The sequence below is a fragment of the Aquisalimonas lutea genome, assembly GCF_030409225.1.
In the GTDB taxonomy this organism is placed as follows: domain Bacteria; phylum Pseudomonadota; class Gammaproteobacteria; order Nitrococcales; family Aquisalimonadaceae; genus Aquisalimonas; species Aquisalimonas lutea.
In genome coordinates this window covers 97,619-120,358 of record NZ_JAUFPK010000006.1, presented here as the reverse complement: position 1 = coordinate 120,358, position 22,740 = coordinate 97,619, and the positions used below count along the sequence as shown (strand labels likewise).

18 protein-coding genes are annotated in these 22,740 nt (G+C 67.3%); 6 read left to right on the top strand and 12 right to left on the bottom strand.

Annotation, left to right across the window (positions count from 1 at the left end; all coding sequences use genetic code 11):
• Positions 1–1,469: 1,469 nt before the first annotated feature.
• The 9 genes from QWY84_RS17340 to QWY84_RS17300 all read right to left on the bottom strand — a co-directional run bounded on the left by QWY84_RS17340 (position 1,470) and on the right by QWY84_RS17300 (position 14,170).
• Positions 1,470–2,702, bottom strand: a complete 1,233-nt coding sequence (locus QWY84_RS17340; protein ID WP_290204166.1) for a molybdopterin molybdotransferase MoeA — start codon at positions 2,700–2,702, stop codon at positions 1,470–1,472.
• A 5-nt stretch (positions 2,703–2,707) separates the two neighbouring features.
• On the bottom strand, positions 2,708–3,130 hold the full coding sequence (locus tag QWY84_RS17335) for a hypothetical protein (RefSeq protein ID WP_290204165.1): 423 nt from the start codon (positions 3,128–3,130) through the stop codon (positions 2,708–2,710).
• 14 nt (positions 3,131–3,144) lie between these two features.
• Positions 3,145–3,918, bottom strand: a complete 774-nt coding sequence (locus QWY84_RS17330) for a peptidylprolyl isomerase (protein ID WP_290204164.1) — start codon at positions 3,916–3,918, stop codon at positions 3,145–3,147.
• Between the two features lie 312 nt (positions 3,919–4,230).
• A complete protein-coding gene (gene narI / locus QWY84_RS17325) occupies positions 4,231–4,923 on the bottom strand; it encodes a respiratory nitrate reductase subunit gamma (RefSeq protein WP_290204163.1) in 693 nt (230 codons plus the stop codon).
• A gap of 22 nt (positions 4,924–4,945) precedes the next feature.
• Complete coding sequence (gene narJ, locus QWY84_RS17320; RefSeq protein ID WP_290204162.1) at positions 4,946–5,641, bottom strand: nitrate reductase molybdenum cofactor assembly chaperone; 696 nt, start codon at positions 5,639–5,641, stop codon at positions 4,946–4,948.
• Positions 5,641–7,209 carry a nitrate reductase subunit beta gene (gene narH, locus QWY84_RS17315; protein ID WP_290204161.1) on the bottom strand — a complete coding sequence of 523 codons (1,569 nt, stop codon included), beginning with the start codon at positions 7,207–7,209 and terminating at the stop codon, positions 5,641–5,643. The genes narJ and narH overlap by 1 nt, the downstream gene beginning before the upstream one ends.
• Before the next feature lie 142 nt (positions 7,210–7,351).
• Positions 7,352–11,110: a nitrate reductase subunit alpha gene (locus QWY84_RS17310; RefSeq protein ID WP_290204160.1), complete on the bottom strand. Its 3,759-nt coding sequence runs from the start codon at positions 11,108–11,110 to the stop codon at positions 7,352–7,354.
• Positions 11,111–11,204: 94 nt separating this feature from the next.
• On the bottom strand, positions 11,205–12,815 hold the full coding sequence (locus tag QWY84_RS17305) for an MFS transporter (protein WP_290204159.1): 1,611 nt from the start codon (positions 12,813–12,815) through the stop codon (positions 11,205–11,207).
• An 80-nt stretch (positions 12,816–12,895) separates the two neighbouring features.
• Positions 12,896–14,170 (bottom strand): MFS transporter, encoded by a 1,275-nt coding sequence (locus QWY84_RS17300; RefSeq protein ID WP_290204158.1) that lies wholly within the window; start codon positions 14,168–14,170, stop codon positions 12,896–12,898.
• Between the two features lie 262 nt (positions 14,171–14,432).
• Here QWY84_RS17300 and QWY84_RS17295 point away from each other — a divergent pair, with 262 nt between their 5' ends.
• From QWY84_RS17295 to QWY84_RS17285, 3 genes are read left to right on the top strand one after another with little or no spacing between them, the layout of a single operon-like run.
• A complete protein-coding gene (locus QWY84_RS17295) occupies positions 14,433–16,262 on the top strand; it encodes a HAMP domain-containing protein (RefSeq protein ID WP_290204157.1) in 1,830 nt (609 codons plus the stop codon).
• Positions 16,259–16,897: a two-component system response regulator NarL gene (narL, locus tag QWY84_RS17290; protein WP_290204156.1), complete on the top strand. Its 639-nt coding sequence runs from the start codon at positions 16,259–16,261 to the stop codon at positions 16,895–16,897. Before QWY84_RS17295 ends, narL begins: the two co-directional genes overlap by 4 nt.
• A gap of 34 nt (positions 16,898–16,931) precedes the next feature.
• A complete protein-coding gene (locus QWY84_RS17285; protein WP_290204155.1) occupies positions 16,932–17,318 on the top strand; it encodes a SirB2 family protein in 387 nt (128 codons plus the stop codon).
• A 284-nt stretch (positions 17,319–17,602) separates the two neighbouring features.
• Here QWY84_RS17285 and QWY84_RS17280 read toward each other — a convergent pair whose 3' ends face one another.
• Complete coding sequence (locus QWY84_RS17280; protein WP_290204154.1) at positions 17,603–17,962, bottom strand: carboxymuconolactone decarboxylase family protein; 360 nt, start codon at positions 17,960–17,962, stop codon at positions 17,603–17,605.
• A gap of 144 nt (positions 17,963–18,106) precedes the next feature.
• On the opposite strand from QWY84_RS17280, the gene mobB reads away from it, so the two are divergent.
• The 3 genes from mobB (at position 18,107) to fnr (ending at position 20,206) form a co-directional block, all read left to right on the top strand.
• Positions 18,107–18,640, top strand: coding sequence for a molybdopterin-guanine dinucleotide biosynthesis protein B (mobB, locus tag QWY84_RS17275; RefSeq protein ID WP_435373003.1), 534 nt, complete (start codon positions 18,107–18,109; stop codon positions 18,638–18,640).
• On the top strand, positions 18,637–19,317 hold the full coding sequence (locus tag QWY84_RS17270) for a Crp/Fnr family transcriptional regulator (RefSeq protein ID WP_290204153.1): 681 nt from the start codon (positions 18,637–18,639) through the stop codon (positions 19,315–19,317). The genes mobB and QWY84_RS17270 overlap by 4 nt, the downstream gene beginning before the upstream one ends.
• A gap of 115 nt (positions 19,318–19,432) precedes the next feature.
• On the top strand, positions 19,433–20,206 hold the full coding sequence (fnr, locus tag QWY84_RS17265; protein ID WP_290204152.1) for a fumarate/nitrate reduction transcriptional regulator Fnr: 774 nt from the start codon (positions 19,433–19,435) through the stop codon (positions 20,204–20,206).
• Between the two features lie 244 nt (positions 20,207–20,450).
• Here the strand turns inward: fnr and QWY84_RS17260 are convergent, their stop codons facing one another.
• The gene (locus QWY84_RS17260) at positions 20,451–21,251 is read right to left on the bottom strand and encodes an alpha/beta fold hydrolase (RefSeq protein WP_290204151.1); all 801 of its coding nucleotides are present in this window, start codon (positions 21,249–21,251) and stop codon (positions 20,451–20,453) included.
• The gene (locus tag QWY84_RS17255) at positions 21,251–22,555 is read right to left on the bottom strand and encodes an O-acetylhomoserine aminocarboxypropyltransferase (RefSeq protein ID WP_290204150.1); all 1,305 of its coding nucleotides are present in this window, start codon (positions 22,553–22,555) and stop codon (positions 21,251–21,253) included. Before QWY84_RS17255 ends, QWY84_RS17260 begins: the two co-directional genes overlap by 1 nt.
• Between the last annotated feature and the right edge of the window lie 185 nt (positions 22,556–22,740).

The following is a 22,740-nucleotide window of genomic DNA, read 5'->3' as shown; positions in this document are numbered from 1 at the left end:
CGTCCGGTGTAGGGCCGTGAGGCCCGGAGCGTAGTACAACCAATAGTTAAATGCGTCCCGCAACAAACTTAATGACCAGGCTTGCCGTAACACTAGGCACAAAGAACATCGATAGCACGATGAAAAGATCCCTTCGAGACCTTGCTCAGCACCTGGTTTTCCTAGCAGTGAAGTCGCAACCGTTACCGACAACGGCATCCCAACGGCTAGTGCGACAGCCGTTCCCCAAAACAGAAACCATGTCAGCACGAATCCAACAACACACAGTAAGCCAATCATCACCCAGAGATCCAAGCTCTGGTGGTGAAGCAACCGGTTCATTATCACCCAAGCCAATGCCACGCCGAAGCAGGCACACAGCACGATCAATAACTGTTTTTTCTGGCCATGTGATTTGCCATTTAACGCTGAAGCTCAGACGCGGCCTGACCGGAGCGAAGCAAAGGGAAGGCCGTCGGCTGCAGCGCCGTGTTAGGGACGAGCCCGATCAATGTGCGTATCTCCATAAATTACGACGGCTATAATAATAATTACCAAACCAACTAGCTGTAGGAAGAACGGTTTTTTCGCTTCTGACCAGTAAACAATCAAAAAAACAAGCTGTAATGGTGGAATTAACAAACAACCGATTCCCCACAAAATTCCGGCTCTGAATGCAGCAACCAGTAAACCAATCCCACCAACGATGAGTAACGTAAATCCGGTCCACGCCAAAATGGGCAATTTATCCTCCATACTTAACCAAAATTAGAAACCGCTAATGGCGTGTAAAACCACGTTAAATATGGGATGTAGTGCTCACCAGATCGCCCTCGAAGAGCAGCACATCTTGCGTCTTGGTGTGACGCACGCCGATAACCACGACGAGCAAAGACATCATGGATCGGGCGCTGCAACCCCGGACCTGAGTTCGGGACCACATTCACTTCACGCACTACAACTTCCGCACGATTCACCCGTCCATTCACCGAACTCGCCGGTTTGTCGTGGTCCGCGGCAAGCGGTGTTCTGCCGGTACGGGCCTCGTCCAAGTTGGAGCGCTGTTCGTGCGCTTGACCGCAGAGAGGAAGATTGCGGGGCTGGTCCAAGATCGAGGAGGCCGCTAGAGTCGCGTCCGGGTGGTCCCGGCGATTGCGACAACACTGGTGGCGCGGATGCTGTGTGAGGGGCATCCACTGCGTGCAACGGGGTGGCGGCGGTTTCCGGGCGGGGTTGTGGTGGCCGTCTTCCATGGGCACGTTCCGGTGATTCTTCTTCCCTAGGATAACGGTAGCGCAGTTTGGTTTCGGGGCCAAGCGGCTGGTTTTGGGGTGTTGTTTGTCGGGGCTGAAGCCCCTCCCACGGCTGTCGTTAGGCCTGTTCTGTAGTTCGTCGTGTGTGGGAGGTCGCGAGTTAACTCGCTCCTACGGCCCTTCGGCGGGTGGATCGGTTCATTATGTCCGTTGATGTGGCGGCGGGCAGACCGGCGGTCAGTTCATGAGCTCGTTGTACGGGTAGACGGTGACGGTGTCGCCCGGTTTGATGCGGGTCTCGGGCGGGATCTCCGCCAGGGCGTTGGCCCAGGTGGTGGAGCTGATGATGCCGGAGCCCTGGTCGTGGTAGAGGGTGACGCGCTGGTGGCTGCCGTCGTTGACCAGGCGGGCGCGGAGATAGCGGGTGCGGCGGTCGGTGGTGTCCAGGGTGAAATCCGCCCGGGCCGGAGTGGTGCGCGGATGCACTTCGGTGGCGCCCTGGCGGCGCAGTACCATGGGCCGGCCGAACAGACAGAAGGTCACGAACAGCGACACCGGGTTGCCCGGCAGGCCCAGGAACGGCGTGCTGCCGATGCGGCCCACCGCCAGGGGCTTGCCGGGCTTGACGGCGACGCGCCACAGGTCCAGCGCGCCCAGCTTCTCCACGGCGGCCTTCACGTAGTCGGCGTCACCCACCGAGACGCCGCCGCTGGTGATGACAAAGTCCGCCTCCGACGCGGCGCTGCGCAGCATGGCGACGGTCTGCTCGAAGTCGTCCGGCACGATCTCCGGGCGGCCCACCTCGCAGCCCAGCCCCTGGAGCAGGCCCAGGAGGGCGTAGCCGTTGGAGTTGTAGATCTGCCCGGGCCCGGCCTCCTGCACGCCGGGCTCGGCCAGCTCGGAACCGGTGACCAGCACGGCGACGCGCAGTGCCGGCCGCACGGGCAGTGCGCCGTGGCCGCCGGTGGCCGCCAGGGCCAGGTGCTGCGGCTGCAGGCGGGTGCCGGCGGTGAACAGCGGCGTGCCGGCGGTGACGTCCTCGCCGGCGCGGCGGATGTGGTCCCCCGCGTTGAGGCCGCCGGGCAGCGCGACCGTATCGCCCTGCCGGTCGCAGCGCTCCTGCATGACCACGGCATCGCCGCCGGCGGGGATCGCGGCCCCGGTGTAGATGCGCATGGCCGCCCCCGGGGGCAGCGTGGCAGGCGGATCGCCGGCGGCCGCAGCGCCGGCGACGGGCAACGTCCCGCCCGCGGCGGGCACGTCGGCGGCCCGGCAGACGTAGCCGTCCATGGCCGCGTTGTCATGGGGCGGCGCCGTAACCAGGGCGGCGACGTCCTGGGCGAGCACGCGCCCCAGTGCCTGGCACAACGGCGCCATGGTGACGCGGTGGCAGGGGGCGATGCCGGCGAGCATGCGTTCGAGCGCCGCGTCCGGGGCATGCAGGTTCTGGTTGGCGGCACAGTCGGTCACCGGCGCTACTCCGTCATGCGGGTCTGCAGCTGCACCGGGCTGCCGGCACGGTCGAACACCGCGTAGCGGGAGAGATCGGCCCCCATCTCCACGGCCTCGGCCATCTGCTTGAGGTACGGCTCCGCCTCCTCGGAGGTGGGCAGGCGGCCGCCGGAGGCGGACAGGCTGGAGACCAGGATGAGATCCCAGCTCAGGCCGGACTGGTCGGCCTCCTCCACCAGGGCGTCCAGGCGCAGGTCCTCGTCCAGCTCGCGGTCGGTGGCCATGACCGGGCGCAGGGTGCCGCCGCCCTCAATGGCCTCGCCGCCGTTGTGGTGCTTCGCCTCGCCCTCCGGTTCGGCCTTGAGCAGAACCAGCAGCAGGCGCTGCGGCTCGCCCTGCTCCAGCCCGGCGCGCTTGAGGTCATCGAAACTGCTGATGCGGATCATGAAACGGGTACTCCTTACTGGATGAGCATGGACTCGGACTGCTCCAGGTCAATGCCGCGGATCTCGGCCTCGCCGGCCAGGAGCTTGATGTACTGGCTGAGCGCCCGCTGGCGCGAGCGCGCCTCCAGGTAGTCCTTGATGCGCTCCCGCACGCTCCCGAACGGCAGCTGCTCGCCGGGCACCCGCTGCAGCACCTCCACCACGTGGAAGCCGTAGCGGGTCTTGACCGGCTGCTCGCCCAGGCCCACGGGCAGGCGCAGTACAGCGTCCTCGAACTCGGGCACTGTCTCGCCCTTGCTCACCTGGCCGAGCAGGCCGCCGTTGTCCGCCGACGGGCAGCGGGAGTGCGCCTTCGCCAGGCGCGGGAACGCCTCCGGATCGGCCTTGAGCTCGGCGATCAGGCCCTCGGCCGTGGTGCGCGCCTGCTCGCGCTCCTTGAGGTCCTCCGGATGGCCGGCGATGAGGATGTGGCGTACCTCGGCCAGGTCCGGCGTACGGAAGTGCTCCGGGTTCTGGTCGTACCAGCGGCGGCAGGTGGTCTCGTCCGCCTCGGGGATGTCCACCTCCTCCTCGATGAGGGCGTCGATGACCGGGTCCAGGGCCTCGTCGTCCTCGGGGACGTCCATGTCCAGCTGTTGGGCGCGCTGCTTGAGCAGCTCGCGGACCGTGAGCGCCACGGCGGCCCGGCGCTGGGCATAGCGCGGGTCGGCGCCGGACTCCTGGTGGTAGGCGGACTCGATGTTGATCGCCCGGCTGGTGATCTCGATGCCATTGACGTGGATGGACATGGTTCGTGCCTCTCTCTCTCGGGCTCCGGAGGTCGGGGCTGAAGCCCCTCCCACAGTGCTCGCTCTGTTGTCTGGTATCCAGGGGCCGGGGCCGTAGGAGCGAGGTGACTCGCGACCTTGCCAGGGTGTGCTCGCGGCGAGCTCTCTGGGAGGGTCGCGACTGAAGTCGCTCCTACACCCTCCTACAACCCCTGCTACTCCCTGCGACTGTTTCTGTGTTATCGCGGCTGAGGTCCTTCCCACCCTTTCCGGTTCCAGCTGGTGGGAGCGGCTTCAGTCGCGATGTTTTCATCGGCGCTGCCTCCCCGGTATTCATACCGCCCGCATGCGGACCACCTGGTAGGCGCGCCAGATGTAGCTGTAGGGCACGCTCCAGATGTGGACCAGGCGCGTGAACGGGAAGACCAGGAACATCACCATCCCCAGGAACATGTGCAGCTTGTAGATCCAGTGGATGTCGTAGATGGTCGCCGCCGCCCCGGTCTGGAACGTCACCAGGCCCTGGGCCCAGGCGGTGATCTGCAGCATGGTGGAGCCGTCCAGGTGGCCCATGGACGCGGGGATGGTGAACAGCCCCGTCACCAGCTGCGCCGTGAGCAGGAACAGGATGAACGAGTCCATGGGATAGCTGGTCTTGCGCACCCGGGGGTCGGTGAGCCGGCGATGGAGCAGGATCACCACACCCACCAGGGTCACCAGGCCGAAGGCGCCGCCGGTGACAATGGCCACCACCTGCTTGGCGCCGGCGGTCAGGCCGACGGCGTGGTAGACGGCGTGGGGCGTGAGCAGCCCCAACAGGTGGCCGAAGAACAGGAAGATGATGCCGACGTGGAACAGGTTGATCCCCCACCGGAAGCGCCGGCCGCCGGACATCAGCTGCGTGGTGTTGCTCTTCCAGGTGTACTGGCTCTTCTCGAAGCGGATCAGGCTCCCCACCAGGAACACCGTCCCGGCGACGTAGGGAAACACCGCGAACGCCAGATCATGAAGATACGTGGAAATCATGATGCGAACTCCTTGAATACGGTTACGCGCTGTTGCGCTTCAGTGCCGACCAGTCCACCGGCACGGCCTGACCCTGGTTGGTCTTCGCCCCGCCGCAGCTGCCGCCCTCGGGGCCGAAGGTCACGGGCTCCTCGGCCCAGACGGCGTCCAGGGCGTCCGGGGTGTCGTCGCGTTCCTCCTCGCGGAGCTGGCGCTGGAGCTGCTCGTCCGCCGTCTCCTGGCCGCTGAGCTCCAGCAGCGCCTTGAACAGCCACTGGTAGTCGCTCTCGCGCTCCGCCAGGCGGCCGTGCAGGAGCTGGAGGAGGTGGCTCACCTCCTCCATCCAGCCCTGGATCTCTTCCGGGGTCAGCCGCGAGCAGAACTCCAGGAACAGCGGCACGTAGTCCGGCAGCTCGTTGGCCACCAGCTCCAGGCCCTGCTCCCGGTAGAGGTTCTGCAGCTCCACCATGGCCTGCCCGCGGTCCCGGGACTCGCCGTGGACGTGCTCGAACAGGTGCAGCGACAGCGACCGGCTGCGGTCGAACAGCCCGACATAGTCCGCCTGGAGCTCGAACAGGTCCTCGGCCTGGCGCCGGCGGACCATGTCCACCAGCGCCTGCCGCGTCTCCGCCTCCAGCCCCTCCTGGGCCGCGAACACCTCGGCCAGCTCGTCGCCGTGCTCCTGGATGGAGGCGTCCGGGTAGTCCATGACAACGGCGATCGCCTTGAGAATGCGCATCACGCCCCCTCCTTCTCCGACTGCCCCTTCTTGAACTCCACGCGCGCCGGGAACGCCCGCTGGCTTGCCCGCCGGCCGCCGAAGATGTCGGTCTTGGTGCGGCCGTTGCTGGAAACGTTGCAGCCGTCGCCGAAGCTGAAGCCGCAGCCGGCCCGCTCGCCGTAGGGGTCCTCGTGGGAGAGCTCCTTGCTGTTGGTGGGAATGTCGAAGCGGTCCTCGTAGTTGGCGATGGCCATGATCTGGTACATGTCCTCGACCATCGCCTCGCTGAGGCCCACCTGCTCCAGCACGTCGTAGTCCGGGGCACCGTCCACCGTCTGGCTGCGCTTGAACTTGCGCATGGCGAGCATGCGCTCCAGCGCCCGGATGACGGGCCGCTCGTCGCCGGCGGTGAGCATGTTGGCGAGGTACTTCACCGGGATGCGCAGCGAGGCCACATCCGGGATCAGGCCCTCGTTGTCCATGTTGCCGGCGTCCGCCGCCGACTGGATCGGCGACAGCGGCGGCACGTACCAGACCATGGGCAGCGTGCGGTACTCCGGATGCAGCGGGAAGGCCACCTTCCAGTCCATGGCCATCTTGTACACCGGCGACCGCTGGGCGGCCTCGATCCACTGCTGCGGGATGCCCTCGGCCTTCGCCGCGGCGATCACCTCCGGGTCGTGCGGATCCAGGAACACCCGCATCTGCTGCTCGTAGAGATCCTGCTCCGACGGGGCCGAGGCCGCCTCCTGGATGCGGTCGGCATCGTAGAGAATGACGCCGAGATACCGGATACGACCCACGCAGGTCTCCGAGCACACGGTGGGCTCGCCCACCTCGATGCGCGGAAAGCAGAAGGTGCACTTCTCGGACTTGCCGCTCTGCCAGTTGTAGTAGATCTTCTTGTACGGGCACCCGCTGATGCACATGCGCCAGCCGCGGCACTTGTCCTGGTCGATGAGCACGATGCCGTCCTCCTCGCGCTTGTAGATCGCGCCCGAGGGGCACGACGCCACGCACGTGGGATTCAGGCAGTGCTCGCACAGCCGGGGCAGGTACATCATGAAGGTGTTCTCGAACTGCCCGTAGATCTCCTTCTGGACGTTCTGGAAATTGTAGTCCTGGGAGCGCTTGGCGAACTCGCCGCCGAGGATCTCCTCCCAGTTCGGGCCCCACTCGATCTTGTCCATGGGCCGGCCGGTGAGCGCCGAGAACGGCTTGGCCACCGGCTGGTGCTTGGAGTCCGGGGCATTCTGCAGCCGCTGGTAGTCGTAGTTGAACGGCTCGTAGTAGTCGTCGATGCTCGGCAGGTCCGGGTTGGCGAAGATGTTCGCCAGGATCCGCCACTTGCCGCCGGCCTTGGGCTGCAGGTGGCCGTTCTTCACGGTCCAGCCGCCGTTCCAGCGGTCCTGGTTCTCCCAGTCCTTGGGATAGCCAACCCCGGGCTTGGTCTCGACGTTGTTGAACCAGGCGTACTCCATGCCCTCGCGGGACGTCCAGACGTTCTTGCACGTCACCGAGCAGGTGTGGCACCCGATGCACTTGTCCAGGTTGAGGACTTTTCCGATCTGCGCGCGGACCTTCATGCTGAGACCTCCGTATAACTACTGCGCTCGGCATCCCGCCCGCCGGCGGTGCTCGGAATGCTCATGTATTGCTGCATACACTGCGCTTCCTGCGCGCCGGCGGCGGACGACCTGACTTCGCTCGTGACGTCATCCAGAGGTCTCATGCCTGCTCCTCCGCTTCGTAAATGCTCTCGTCATCGCCGTCGAGCCAGTCCACCTGGTCCATCTTGCGGACCACCACGAACTCGTCGCGGTTGGAGCCGACGGTGCCGTAGTAGTTGAAGCCGTAGCTCAACTGGGCGTAGCCGCCGATCATGTGGGTGGGCTTGAGCACCGTCCGGGTGACGGAGTTGTGAATGCCGCCCCGCTCGCCGGTGATCTCGGATCCGGGCGTGTTCACCAGCTTCTCCTGGGCGTGGTACATCATCACCATGCCCTCGCGGACGCGCTGGCTGACCACGGCCCGGGCCACCAGGGCGCCGTTCGAGTTGAAGCACTCGATCCAGTCGTTGTCCTCGATGCCGACCTTCTGGGCGTCGGTCTCGCTGATCCACACGCACGGCCCGCCGCGGGACAGGGTGAGCATCAGCAGGTTCTCGCTGTAGGTGCTGTGGATGCCCCACTTCTGGTGCGGGGTGATCCAGTTCAGCGCGATCTCCTCGTTGCCGTTGCCCCGCACGCCCTGGATGGTCTGGGTGGTGCGCATGTTCACCGGCGGCTTGTAGGCCACGAAGCCCTCGCCGAAGGCCCGCATCCAGGGGTGATCCTGGTAGAGCTGCTGGCGCCCGGTGAGCGTGCGCCAGGGGATGAGCTCGTGGACGTTGGTGTAGCCGGCGTTGTAGGAGACGTGCTCCGACTCCAGGCCCGACCACGTGGGCGAGGAGATGATCTTGCGCGGCTGGGCCACCAGGTCGCGGAAGCGGATCTTCTCCTCTTCCTTGTTGACGGCGAGATGGGTGTGCTCGCGGCCGGTCTGCTTGCCCAGGGCCGCCCACGCCTTCACCGCCACCTCGCCGTTGGTCTCCGGCGCCAGGCCGAGGATGATCTCGGCGGCGTCGATGGCCGTGTCGATCTTCGGCATGCCCTGGTTGGCCGCACCCTCGTCGCGGTGGGTGCCGTTGAGCCGGCCCAGGAAATCCACCTCGTGCTCGGTGTTCCAGGCGATGCCCTTGCCGCCGTTGCCGATGCTCTTCATGAGCGGCCCCAGGGCGGTGAAGCGGGCGTAGACGTTGGGATAGTCCCGCTCCACGGCCACCAGCTGCGGCATGGTCTTGCCGGGCACCGGGTCGCACTCGCCCTTCTTCCATTCCTTGACGTCGAAGGCCTGGCCCAGCTCCGCCGGGCTGTCATGCAGCAGCGGCAACGTGACGATATCCGTCTCCTTGCCCAGGTGGCCCCGGCAGACCTCGGAGAACTTCTTCGCCAGCCCCTTGTAGATGTCCCAGTCGGAGCGGGACTCCCAGCAGGGGTTCACCGCCTCACACAGCGGGTGGATGAACGGGTGCATGTCCGAGGTGTTGAGGTCGTTCTTCTCGTACCAGGTGGCCGTGGGCAGGACCACGTCCGAGTACAGGCACGTGGTGGACATGCGGAAGTCCAGCGTGGTGAGCAGGTCGAGCTTGCCGCGCGGCGCCTCCTCGTGCCAGACGATCTCCTGGGGCTTCTCGGCGCCCTCCTCGCCCAGGTCCTTGCCCTGGACGCCGTGGTCGGTGCCCAGCAGGTGCTTGAGGAAGTACTCGTGCCCCTTGCCGCTGGAGCCCAGCAGGTTGGACCGCCAGATGAACATGTTGCGCGGGTAGTTCACCGGATTGTCCGGGTCCTCGCAGGCCATGGCGAGGCTGCCGCCGGCGAGCTGCTCGACCACGTAGTCCTTGGGGTCCTTGCCCGCGGCCGCGGCGTCCTTCGCCACCTGCAGCGGGTTGGCGGCCAGCTGCGGCGCCGAGGGCAGCCAGCCCATGCGCTCGGAGCGGACGTTGAAGTCGATCATGCTGCCCTGGAACTGCTCCTTGTCCGCCAGTGGCGACAGCATGTCCGCCACCTGCAGCTTCTCGTAGCGCCACTGGTCGGTGTGCGCGTAGAAGAACGAGGTGGAGTTCATGTGCCGCGGCGGCCGCGCCCAGTCCAGGGCGAAGGCGAGCGGCTGCCAGCCGGTCTGCGGGCGCAGCTTCTCCTGCCCCACGTAGTGCGCCCAGCCGCCGCCGCTCTGGCCGATGCAGCCGCAGAACACCAGCATGTTGATGATGGTCCGGTACGACATGTCCATGTGGTACCAGTGGTTGAGCCCGGCCCCGAGGATGACCATGGAGCGCCCCCGGGTCTTGTCCGCGTTCTGGGCGAAACGCCGCGCCACCTTGATCACCTTCTGCGGCGACACGCCGGTGATCTGCTCCTGCCACCGGGGCGTGTAGGGCATGTTGTCGTCGTAGCTCGTCGGCGTATTGGGGCAGTCCAGGCCCCGGTCCACGCCGTAGTGCGCGGTGATGAGATCGAACACCGAGGCCACCAGGGCCTCCTCGCCGTCGGCGAGCTTGATCCGGCGCACCGGCACCTTGCGGTAGATGACGTCTTCCTGGGGGTTGGTGGTGAACTGGCCCAGGTCGTGCTCGCGGCCGCCGAAGTACGGGAAGCCGACATGGGCCACGTCGTCACGGACATCCAGGTGGGACAGGCGCAGCTGCGTGTTCTTGCCGCCGGCGTCCTTTTCCTCGAGGTTCCACTTGCCGTCCTCGCCCCAGCGGAAGCCGATGGAGCCCTTGGGCACGACGATCCTGTCGTTCTTCTCGTCCCAGGCCACGGTCTTCCAGTCCGGGTTGTTCTTCTGGTTCAGGGCCTTGTCGAAGTCCGACGCGCGCAGGAAGCGCCCGGCCTGGTAGCCCTTGTCCGTGCGGTCCAGCCGCACCAGGCACGGGAAGTCGGTGTACTGGCGCGCGTAGTCGCGGAAATAGTCGCTGGGGTTGTCCACGTGGAATTCCTTCAGCATCACGTGGCCCAGGGCCATGCCCAGCGCCGAGTCGGTGCCCTGCTTGGGATTCAGCCACAGGTCCGCGAACTTGGACGCCTCGGAGTAGTCCGGGCAGACGGTGACGATCTCCGTGCCCTTGTAGCGCACCTCGGTCATGAAGTGGGCGTCCGGCGTGCGCGTCTGCGGCACGTTGGAGCCCCACATCATGATGAAGCTGGAGTTGTACCAGTCGGCGGACTCGGGCACGTCGGTCTGCTCGCCCCAGGTCTGCGGCGAGCTGGGGGGCAGGTCGCAGTACCAGTCGTAGAAGCTCATGCACACGCCGCCGAGCAGGGACATGTACCGCGAGCCGGCGGCGTAGCTCACCATGGACATGGCCGGGATGGGCGAGAAGCCGATCACCCGGTCGGGGCCGTACTGCTTGATGGTGTAGGCGTTGGCCGAGGCCACCAGCTCGTTCACCTCGTCCCAGGTGCTGCGCACCATGCCGCCCTTGCCGCGGCGGCTCTTGTACTGCTGCGCCTTGGCCGGGTCCTCGACGATGGACGCCCAGGCGGCCACCGGGTCGTCGTGGCTCTGCCGGGCCTCGCGCCACAGCCGCAGCAGGTGGCCGCGCACCATGGGGTGCTTGAGCCGGTTGGCGCTGTAGATATACCAGGAGTAGCTGGCGCCGCGGGCGCAGCCCCGCGGCTCGTGGTTGGGCATGTCCGGCCGCGTGCGCGGGTAGTCCGTCTGCTGGGTCTCCCAGGTCACCAGGCCGTTCTTCACGTAGATCTTCCAGCTGCAGGCGCCGGTGCAGTTCACGCCGTGGGTCGAGCGCACGATCTTGTCGTGCTGCCAGCGGCTGCGGTAGGCGTCCTCCCAGCGGCGGGGCTCGTCGGTGACCACACCGTGGCCGTCGGAGAAAGACTCCCGGGTGCGCTGGAAGAAGGTCAGGCGATCAAGAAAGAAACTCATGGTCTTCTCCTCGCTGTATCAGCAGGCCAAGTGCCGGTATGCGGTACGTCGCGTGTTGTGCGGTTGCTTGTGGATCGGCATAGGGGCAACCTCCTCATGGATTCCTCGCGTAGGCGTTGCGGCGCAGGTAGAACCACTGGTTGATCACCATGCCCACGGCGTAGAAGACGGCGAATCCGTACATGGCCAGCTCGGGGCTGCCCGCCTGAATCTGCTCGCCCATCACCCGCGGCGCGACGAAGGCGCCGTAGGCGGCGACGGCGGAGGTCCAGCCCAGGGCCGGGCCCTTCTGCTGCTGGTCGAACAGCACGCCGATGGTGCGGAAGGTGGAGCCGTTGCCGATGCCGGACGCGGCGAAGATCACCACGAACAGCACCAGGAACATCCAGAAGTAGTCCTGCGGCGCCTCGGTGCCGTAGGCCAGGGCCATGACGTAGCCCACGGCCACGGAGGCGACGACCATGACGCCGGAGATCACCTGGGTGACCAGGGCGCCGCCGACGCGGTCGGCGATCCAGCCGCCCACCGGGCGGATGAGGGCGCCCACGAACGGGCCGATCCAGGCATAGGTGAGCGCGCTGGGACCGTCCGGGTTGTTGACCCGCTCCAGGCCGCCGCCCTCGGCGGGCACCCACATGTTGCCGAAGATCACCTCGATGGACAGCGGCAGCGCCGACGAGAAGCCGATGAACGAGCCGAAGGTGACGATGTACAGCCAGGTCATGGACCAGGTGTGCCTGTTGCGGAAGATGGCGAACTGGTTCGCCATGCCGGCGCCGATGCCCGCGGGCATGACGCGCATGATCAGCAGCGTGGCGATGATGACCAGCAGCAGCGCCACCCAGACGTTGAGCACGCCCAGCCCCACCGGCGCCGGCAGGAAGGCGTAGAGGCCGAGCCCGGAGGTCAGGAAGGCCACCAGGTACAGCCCGCCGATCTTGCCGAAGGCCGCCAGCGGGTTGCCGGGGTTCGGGGTTACCGCAAGGATGTTGTTCATGCCGAACCAGGCGGCGGCCACCAGCGGGATCAGCACCAGGCCCCAGACCAGGCCGGCATTCTGGATCCAGGTATCCGCGCCGGCCTCGATGCGCCCGAGGAGGGTGCCGCTGCTGCTCTGCAGGGGCAGCGGATCGCCTGACAGGGCTCCGAACACCGCCGCGGTCATCACCAGCGGGATGACGATCTGCATGGTGGTCACGCCGAAGTTGCCGAGCCCGGCGTTCAGCCCCAGGGCCAGGCCCTGCTGGCTCTTGGGGAAGAACGTGGAGATGTTGCTCATGGAGCAGGCGAAGTTGCCGCCGCCGATGCCCGACAGGAACGCCAGCACCTGGAACACCCACAGCGGGGTATCCGGGTTCTGCAGCGCGAAGTAGGCGCCGAACGCCGGCAGCATGAGCAGCGCCGTGGTGAAGAAGATGGTGTTGCGCCCGCCGGCGATGCGGATGAAGAACGACGCCGGGATGCGCAGCGTGGCCCCGGTAAAGCCGGCGATGGCGGTGACGGTGAACATCTCCAGCTCGGTGAAGCCGAAGCCGAGGTTCATCATCTGCACCGTGATCATCCCCCACATCAGCCAGACGGCGAAGCCCATCAGCAGGTTGGGGATGGAGATCCACAGGTTGCGGTTGGCGATCCTCCGGCCTTGCCGCTCCCAGAACTCGGCATCTTCCGGATTCCAGTTCTCCAGGTCTTGGTTCAGGGCCACGATTGGTGTCTCCCTCTTTCAGCGTCTCGTTGCCCCCGGGCAGCGCACCGGGGGACTGCTTTGGTTCATGGATCCAGCGCTCAGGCCTGCTGTCCGGCCTCGCGCACCGGTGCCTGGTGATAGGCGTCCCGGGTGAGCAGCGGCTGCCGCCGCTCCGTCCACCACATCCACACCACCGAGACCAGGGTGAAGCCGAAGCACAGCATCCAGATGGTGGTGGTCACGCCGGTGAGGTCGATGAGCGCGCCGAACATGGGCGGCAGCAGGAACCCCCCCACGCCGCCGGCGAGACCGACGATGCCGGAGACCAGCCCGAGGTTCTGGGCGTACTCGTCGGAGAGGTACTTGAACACCGAGGCCTTGCCGATCCCCAGGGCAATGCCCACCACGAACAGGAAGGCGGTGAACAGCCACACGGGCATGGCGAAATGGAACTGGGTCGTCCCTTCCAGTCCGTGAATGGTGTAGTCGGTGGGCGGATAGGACATGAAGAAGAAGCTGATCAGGCTCGCCCACATGCACCACCAGGTCACGGTGTGGGCACCGAACCTGTCCGACAGATAGCCGCCGAAGGCACGGATGACACCGGAGGGCAGCACGAACAGCGTGGCGACCAGGGCCGCGAACTGGATGCCGATGTCGTACTCCATCATGTAGTACTTCGTCAGGTAGAGGGAGATGCCCACGAAGCCGCCGAAGACCACCGAGTAGAACTGGCAGTACTTCCATACCTTCGGGTCGTTGAGAACTCGCGCCTGCTCGCGCAGGGTGATCCTGCTCTTCGCCTTGTGCTCCGGGTTGGTGTAGGTGAAGAACCAGAAGAGGACGGCGGTAATGGCGATGATCGCCGCATAGACGTTCGCCACCGCCTGCCAGCTGAGCACTACGATGATGGTCGGCGCGACGTACTTGGTCACCGCGGCCCCGGCGTTGCCGGCGCCGAAGATGCCCATGGCCGTGCCCTGCTGGTGGCGCGGGAACCATTTGCCGGTGTAGGAGATCCCCACGGAGAAGGAGCCGCCGGCGAGGCCGATGAAGGCACCCAGGACCAGCAGCTGCCAGTACTCCGTGGCGAACTGGACGAGCCACATGGCCGGCAGGACGCACAGCATGAGGATGAAGAACACCGGCCGGCCGCCGAAGCGGTCCGTCCATGCCCCCAGGGGCAGGCGCACCAGCGCACCGGTAAGAATGGGGACCGACGTCAGGATGCCGAACTGGGTATTATTCAGTCCCAGCTCTTGCTGGATGGGTACGCCGATCTCGCCGAACACGGTCCACACCATGAACATCACGGTGAAGGCCAGCGTGTTCATGGTGAGCACGGAATACTGCTTGAACCGTTCCGTTGCCATATTGTGCCCTGCCCTGATCAATTGCATTGCGTCGAGGGCAACGGTAGGAGTGCGGGGATGACGGAGTCTTGATCGCGATCAATTTCGGGGGCAGGCAGAGCTGGACGAGTAATTCAAAATACCACTTTGGAATAGGATTTGACGCACGTAACTCTTCTTTATACAAGCCATCATTACCTCTTAATAGGTAATAATATGGGAAAATTATTGAATGCCTTGATTCATTAGGGGTAGTCCACTCAACGGAGGTCGTTGCAATCCAATGCGCCGCTGGTCACTCCGTCTGCGTCTCGGGCTCGTTCTTCTGGGCATCACGGCCCTCGCCCTTTTCAGTGCGGGCGTGTCCCTCTATGTGGCCGAGACGGCGCACGACGACGCGGCGGCCATTAATAGGGCCGGCTCGCTGCGCATGCAGGCCTACCGCATCGCCGCCCTCCTCCACGAAGGCCCTGCCTCGCGGGAAGTCGTGACCGCGGCGGCGGACGAATTCGAGCGGATCCTTGCCGATCCGGCCCTGCGCGGAACCGTACGCGGCGGCGCCGCGCCGGAACGGCGCTATCGGGGCGTGCGCCGCCAATGGCGAGAATCGCTCCGGCCCGGGCTGACCGCGACCGGAGCGGAGGGAGACGGCGGCAGCGCGTACCTCGACCGGGTGGACGGCTTCGTGGATTCCGTCGACGCCATGGTCGCGGCCCTGCAGCACCAGGCCGAGCGACGCATCCGCTGGCTGCGCGTCACCCAGATCGCGACCATGCTGGCGACGGTGATCCTCGCCCTCGGCGCCATGTACCTCATGCACTCGCGCGTCGTGCGCCCGTTGCGGGACCTCATGGCGGCCGCCGAGCGGATCCGCCACGGCGATTTCGGCGCACGCTCCGCCACCACGGGCCGCGACGAGATCGGCGTGCTGGGCCAGAGCTTCAACACCATGGCCGCCGACCTGGAAACCTTCCACCAGGGGCTGGAGCGCCAGGTCGAGCACAAGACCCGCGAGCTGCGCCGCAGCAACGAGGCCCTGCAGCTGCTCTACGACGCGGCCCGCACCCTTACGCCCGGCAACCTGGACGAGCGCACGGTCCCCCCGATCCTGGAGCGCCTGGAGCGGCTCGTCGACGCCGGCCCGGTGCGCGTCCGCCTGACCGAGCCGAACGGCACTGCAGTCCGTCGCACCTACAGCTCGCGGCCCGATCACGCGCCGGCATCGGACGGTGCCGAGGCCGGGGATGCAGACCCGGACGGGGATTCACCGGCGGTTCGGAACCACTCCGGGCGCGGTGCTATCTCCGTACCCCTGCAGCACCACGGCCACCACCACGGGACGCTCCTGGTGGAGCACCGGGAAGAAGACGTACCCTTGGAATGGCAACGACGCCTGGCGGAGGCCGTTGCGGAGAAGATCGCCGCCACCTGCGACCTGGAACGGGAGGCACGGCACCAGCGCCGACTGGCCCTGATGGAAGAGCGCACCGCCATCGCCCGCGAGCTGCACGACTCCCTGGCGCAATCGCTGTCCTACCTGAAGATCCAGGTAACGCGGCTCGAGGCCGGGCTGCGCCACCATCCGGCCGACGCGGCCACCCACGCCGTCGTCGCCGAGCTGCGCGACGGGCTGAACACGGCGTACGGCCACCTGCGGGAGCTGCTGACGACGTTCCGGTTGAAGATGAACGAGCCGGGCCTGCAGGCGGCGCTGGAGACCGCCGCGGAAGAGTTCCGGCAACGCCCGGAGTCACCGGCAATCCATCTGGCAACCCTGCAGCACGCCTTGCCGCTGGACTCCAACGCGGAAATCCATATCCTGCACATTACGCGGGAAGCGCTGGCGAACGTGGTCAACCACGCTCGCGCCCGGCACTGCTGGATCCACCTGCAGCCGGACGACAACGGAGAGGTCCACTTGCGCATTGAAGACGACGGGGTCGGCATCCCGGAGAACCGGGAACGACCCCACCACTACGGCATCCGCGTCATGGCGGAGCGTGCCCGCAGCCTCGGCGGCGAGATGACCATCGAGCTACGCCCGCAGGGCGGCACCCGGGTCGAGGTGCGGTTCCCGGCACGGGACGGCACCGGCGCGGAGTACCTGGCATGAGTACCAGCGTTGTCATCATCGACGACCATCCCCTGCTGCGGCGGGGCGTCACCCAGCTGCTGGCGCTGGACCCCGACCTCGAGGCCGTGGGCGAGGCCAGCGACGGCGACGAGGGCCTGCGGCTGGCGCAGGAGCTCCGGCCGGACCTCATTCTGCTGGATCTGAACATGCAGGGAATGACCGGCGTGGAGACGCTGAAGGCCATGCGCTCCAGGGGCATCAAGGCGTGCGTGGTCGTGCTCACCGTCTCCGACAGCGACGACGACATCACCGCCTCCCTGCGCGCCGGCGCCAACGGCTACCTGCTCAAGGACATGGAGCCGGAGGCGCTGGTAACGCAGCTGCGCCGGGCCGCGGCCGGAGAAGTCGTCATCAGCGAAGGCCTGACCTCCAGCCTCGCCCGTGCGCTCACCCGGGACCACGGGGCCGCGGCGGCCGGCCTCGACAGCCTGACGGCACGGGAACGCGAGATCCTCCGGCACCTGGCCCGCGGCGAGAGCAACAAGGCCATTGCGCGCAGCCTGGACATCACCGAGGGCACGACCAAGGTGCACGTGAAGAACCTGCTGAAGAAGATGAGCTTCCGCTCCCGGGTCGAGGCCGCCGTCTGGGCCGTTCAGAACGGGCTCGGCTAGGGCCCGTCGACACTCTCCGGCAAGGACGAACCCCATGGCAGAGCACTACCTGCTTCTCAAGCACGTCCACCAGATTTCCGCCGGGCTGAGCCTGGTGCTGTTCATCATCCGCGGCCTGTGGATGATGACCGGCTCCGGCATGCTCCGGCGCACGTGGGTGCGGGTCCTGCCCCACGTGGTCGACACCGTCCTGCTGGCCAGCGCCCTGGCGCTCGCCTGGACCATCGCCCAGTATCCGTTCGTGCACGGCTGGGTCACCGCCAAGGTCCTCGCCCTGGTGGTCTACATCGCCCTGGGGACGGTCGCCCTCAAGCGCGGGCGTACCCTGCGCGTGCGCGTGACCGCGTGGATCGCGGCGCTGGCGGTGTTCGGCTACATCGTCGCGGTGGCGGTCACCAAGGACGTGGTGCCGCTGGTGTAATCCCCGGCACGCCATGCCGGCAGACCCGCCCTGTAGGAGCGACGTGAGTCGCGACCGTTGCAGATGACGATGCGCACTGGCAGGTCGGGGCTAAAGCCCCTCCCACAGAGCCCTGCACCAAGCTTCACCAGAGCCGCGTAGGAGCGGCTTCAGCCGCGACGTCCCAGGGCGCTCGTTTCTCTGGAAAGTCGCGACTCACGTCGCTCCTACATGGCACCTACACAGCTTCGGTGAAGCCCGCTGCAGGACGCTGTGGGAGGGGCTTCAGCCCCGACCGAGGGGACTCAGACGTCTTCGTCCTCGTCATCATCGCCGTCATCGTCATCCCCCTCCTCGTCCAGGATGTCGTCCACCCAGGTCAGGGCGGCAACGGCCGACGGGAAGCCCAGGGTCGGCACGCCGAGAAGGGCCACCTGGCGCACCTCGTCCACGGTGAATCCTTCATCCAGGGCGCGCCGCACGTGGGAGTGCGTGGCGCCCTCGCTGCCGCGGGCGATCGCCATGGCCAGCTTCACCAGGCGGCGGTCGCGCTCGTCCAGCGGCCCCGCTTCGGCACACGCGCGCCCCAGGCGGCTGTAAGCATCCCAGATCTCCGGATAGTCTTCGGCAACCTCGCCGGCACCGGACGGTAGTTCATCGGCCATGGTGATCATCCTCATGCGGGCGCCGCCGACGCGCTGTAGTGCCCGCCAGCAGCATCCGTGTAAAGTATCGCCCACACAGTGTGAGCCAAGCGGACGACCATGACCAGCACGGTTTCCATGCACCCCCGCCATCCCTACGCGGCGCTGTGGCCGGCGACGGCCCGTTGCCCGCTCCTGGGGTTCGCCGCCTGGAGCGGCACCGGCAAGACCACGCTGCTCAAGGCCGTCATCCCGCGCCTGCGCGACGCCGGGCTGCGGCTGGCGCTGGTCAAGCATGCCCATCACGCCTTCGACGTGGATGTCCCCGGCAAGGACAGCCATACCCTGCGCAAGGCCGGCGCCGAGCAGGTGCTGGTCACCTCGGGCAACCGCTGGGCGCTGATGCGGGAGCGGCCGCAGTACCGCGAGCCCGACCTGGCGGAGGAGCTGGCGCGGCTGGATCAGGACGCCGTCGACCTGGTCCTGGTGGAGGGCTTCCGGCACGAGCGCTTCCCCAAGATCGAGCTGCTCCGCGAGGTCGATGACCAGCGCCCGCCCCTGTTCCGGCAGGACGAGGCCGTCATCGCCGTGGCGGCGCCCGACGGCTTGCAGCTCGACACCGCGCTGCCCCGCCTGTGCCTGGATGATGCCGATGCCGTAGCGGCATTCATCCGTGACCAGGTCGTGGCCGCCCGATGACCGCCGACGCCGTCCGTATCACCCTCGAGCGCAGCCCCCTGTTCCGGCACCTGGAGCCGGCCGTGCTGGACCGGCTGGCGCAACGGGCGCGCCGGCAGCACCTCGACCCCGGGGAGATCGCCTTTCACCTGGGCGATCCGGCGTCGCACTTCTTCATCCTGGAAGAAGGCCTGGTCAAGCTGGCCCGCAGCAATCCCGACGGCCAGGAGAAGGTCGTCCACCTGGTGCGCCCGGGCGAGACCTTCGCCGAGGCGGTGATGTTCATGGACGCCCAGCGCTACCCGGTCACGGCCGAGGCCCTGGAGCCCAGCCGCCTGGTCGCCATCCCCAACGAGGCCTACCGCAACGTGCTGCTCGCCAGCCCGGACGCATGCATGCACCTGCTCGCCGATCTCAGCATGCGGCTGCACAGCCGGCTCGAGGACATCGACCAGCTCACCCTGCAGCAGGCCCGGCCGCGGGTCGTGCGCTACCTGCTGACACAGGCCGCCGGCCTGCTGTCGCCGGGGGACACGCTGCAGCTGCCGGCGCCCAAGCACGTGGTGGCGTCGCGGCTGTCCATGACACCGGAGACCCTGTCGCGGATTCTCCACGAGCTCAGCAGCGCCGGCTTCATCCAGGTACGCCAGCGGGACATCATCGTCAACGATCCCGACGGCCTGCGCCGGCACGACTGACGCACTCGCACGGCGAGCCCGACGGCGGCTCCTCGGCCCATCGCGAAGTCCGTTGCTATACTTCGCCGGGGTTACCCGTCCCACACGATGCGCCGGGCACGAAAGGAGGTCCAGCATGGCCCAACAGAGGCGCAGCAGCGTCGAGCTCCGGCAGATCCGTGAAGCCTGCCGCACCTGCAGCCTGAGTGACCTGTGCCTGCCCGTGGCGCTGAACACGGCGGACGTGGATGCGCTGGACAACATCGTCCAGCGTCGGCGCCCGCTGAGCCGGGGGGAGCTGCTGTTCCACGCCGGCAGCACGTTCGGCGCCATCTATGCGGTGCGCACCGGCGCGCTCAAGAGCATGACCGTCTCCGAGGACGGCGAGGAGCAGATCACCGCCTTCCACCTCCCGGGCGAGATCGTGGGCCTGGACGCCATCAGTTTCGGCGAGCACCCGTCCACCGCCTGCGCGCTGGAGACCACCAGCACCTGCGAGATCCCCTTCCAGGACCTGGAGCACCTGGCCGAGGACGTCCCGGGGCTGCAGCGGCAGCTGCTGCGCATCATGAGCAAGGAGATCTTCAGCGAGCAGGAGATGCTCCATGCCCTGGCCCGGCGCACCGCCGAGCAGCGCCTGGCGATCTTCCTGCTCAGCCTGTCGGAGCGCTTCTCGCGCCGCGGCCTGTCGGCCACGCGCCTGCGGCTGCCCATGTCGCGGCACGAGCTCAGCAACTACCTGGGGCTGGCCCCGGAGACCATGAGCCGGCTGTTCCGCCGTTTCGCCGACGCCGGCTGGATCACCGCCGCCGGCAAGGAGATCACCCTGGAGGACATGGATGCCCTGCGCGGCCTGACCGGGAGCAGCGGTAATACCATGCAGAAGGACGTCGGCCGCGCGCGCCATTGAGTTCCCGGGGCGCGGTGCCACCGTGGATCAGGAGCCGCCCCGGCCCCGTAGGAGCGGCGTCAGCCGCGACCATAACAGTGCGTTATTCCGCCGTCGGGGCTAAAGCCCCTCCCACGCTGTCCTTGGGTGGCATGATGTCGGCGAATGTAGGAGCGGCTTCAGCCGCGACTTTCCAGGGCATCATGTTCTCTGGAACGTCGCGGCTGAAGCCGCTCCTACGGGGCCCATTGCGGCGCTCCGGTATTCATCTCCGGGGCAGCGCGATCAGCTCGTCCAGCAGCTCGTTGGGCCGCTCCAGCGGGATCATGTGCCCGCAGCCGCGCAGCACCGTGCGGCTCACCGGCGCGGCCTGCATGGCATCGGCCAGGCCGTTGCCCGCCTTCGGCGGCGTCATCATGTCCTGCTCGCCGATGACGAAGTGCGTCGGCGCCGTGACCTCCGCCGCCCGCGCATGGCCTGCCTGGTACGCGTTGCAGGCGCTCAGGTCGGTGAACAGCGCACCCGGCAGCGACGCCTCCAGCAGCCGCATCCCCTGGCCGTACAGCCACAGCCCCGGCGCCTGGTTGCCGCCCAGGTGCGACTGCGGGCTCAGGCCCCAGTGCATGATCATCTCGCCGGCGCCGGGATCGTCCGCCTGCGCCGCATTGAGCAACGGGTCGGCCACGGGCATGGGGTAGCCGGTGCCGACCATCGCCAGGACGTCCACGCAACGCGGATGCCGGGCGGCAAGATCCAGGGCGGCCAGCCCGCCCATGCTGTGCCCCACCACCCGGGCACTGTCGACGCCGACGGCGTCCAGCACCGCGGCCAGCCAGTCGGCCAGCGCCTCGATGGTCTCCGGCGGCTCGCCGCCGGAACGCCCGTGCCCGGGCAGATCCACGGCGAGCACGTTGCAGCCGTGGAAGGCGAAGTAGCGGCTCTGGAGAATCCAGGCGGAATGGTCCATGCCCGCCCCGTGGACGAACAGCCACGTGGGCCGGCCGGGCTTCACCGGGTGGGTGCCCGTGTACACGTAGGCCGGGGTACCGTTGACCGTGCATTCCATCAGCGCGCCTCCTTCTGACTGGCGCGCAAGGCGCGCTTGAGGTCGCTGATCAGGTCGTCGGGATCCTCGAGCCCCACGGACAGCCGGATCATGCCCTCGGAGATCCCGGCCGCGGCCAGATCCTCCGCGCTCATGCGGTGGTGGGTGGTACTGGCCGGGTGGATCACCAGCGACTTGGCGTCACCGACGTTGGCCAGGTGCGAGAACAGGCTCAGGCTCTCGGTGAAGCGGCGCCCGGCTTCCCGGCCGCCCCTGATGGTGAAGCTGAACACCGCGCCGCAGCCCTTGGGCAGCAGCCGCTGCGCCTGCTCGTGATCGGGATGATCCGGGCGCTCCGGGTAGCCCACGTGCTCCACCGCCTCGTGCTCGACCAGGAACTCCACCAGCCTGCGGGTGTTGTCCACGTGGCGCTGCATGCGCAGCGGCAGGGTCTCCAGCCCCTGCAGCAGGTGAAACGCCGTGGTCGGGCTCATGCACGCGCCGAAATCCCGCAGGCCCTCCTTGCGCGCGCGCAGCAGGAAGGCGCTGGGCCCGTATTCCTCGGTGAAATCCATGTCGTGGAAGCCGGCGTAGGGCTCGGTGAGCTCCGGGAACTTGCCCGAGGCGTCCCAGTCGAAGCGGCCGCTGTCCACCAGCAGTCCGCCTACGGCCACGCCGTGCCCACCCAGGAACTTGGTGGCGGAGTGGTAGACGAGATCGGCACCGTGGTCGAACGGCCGGCACAGGTACGGCGTGGCGAAGGTGGCGTCCACCAGCAGCGGCAGACCGCTGTCGTGGGCCACCTCCGCGACGGCGCCGATGTCCAGCACCTCCAGGCCGGGGTTGCCCAGCACCTCGCCGAAGACCAGCCGGGTCTCCGGGCGGATGGCGGCGCGAAAGGCCTCCGGGTCCCGCGGGTCGACGAAGGTGGTGCGGATGCCGAAGCGCGGCAGCGTGTACGTGAGCAGGTTGTGGGTGCCGCCGTAGAGGGAGTGCGACGCCACGATGTGGCCGCCGGCGCCCATGAGGGTGGCGATGGCCAGGTGCACCGCCGCCTGGCCGCTGGCCGTGGCAATGGCGCCGACGCCGCCCTCCAGCGCGGCGATGCGCTCCTCCAGCACCGCATTGGTGGGGTTGGAGATGCGCGAGTACACGTGCCCGCCGCGCTCGCCGTTGAACAGCGACGCCGCCTGGTCGCTGTCCCGGAAAACGTAGGACGTGGTCTGGTAGATGGGCGTCGCCCGGGCGCCGGTGGCCGGGTCCGGCGGCTGGCCCGCGTGCAGGCTCAGGGTGTCGAACTGGTAGGGTCCCGATGACCGTGCCATGGCTTCTCCTCGATCGGTGCTTGTGCTCTTGTCCGGTTGCCTGATGGTGCACCAGCCGCGCGCGTATTGCATCCGCGGATCGGGGAAGCTCGCGGAACCGGCCGTAGGAGCGAGGTCACTCGCGACCTTCCAGAGAACCAATACGCTGGAAGGTCGCGGCTGAAGCCGCTCCTACACGGCATCGC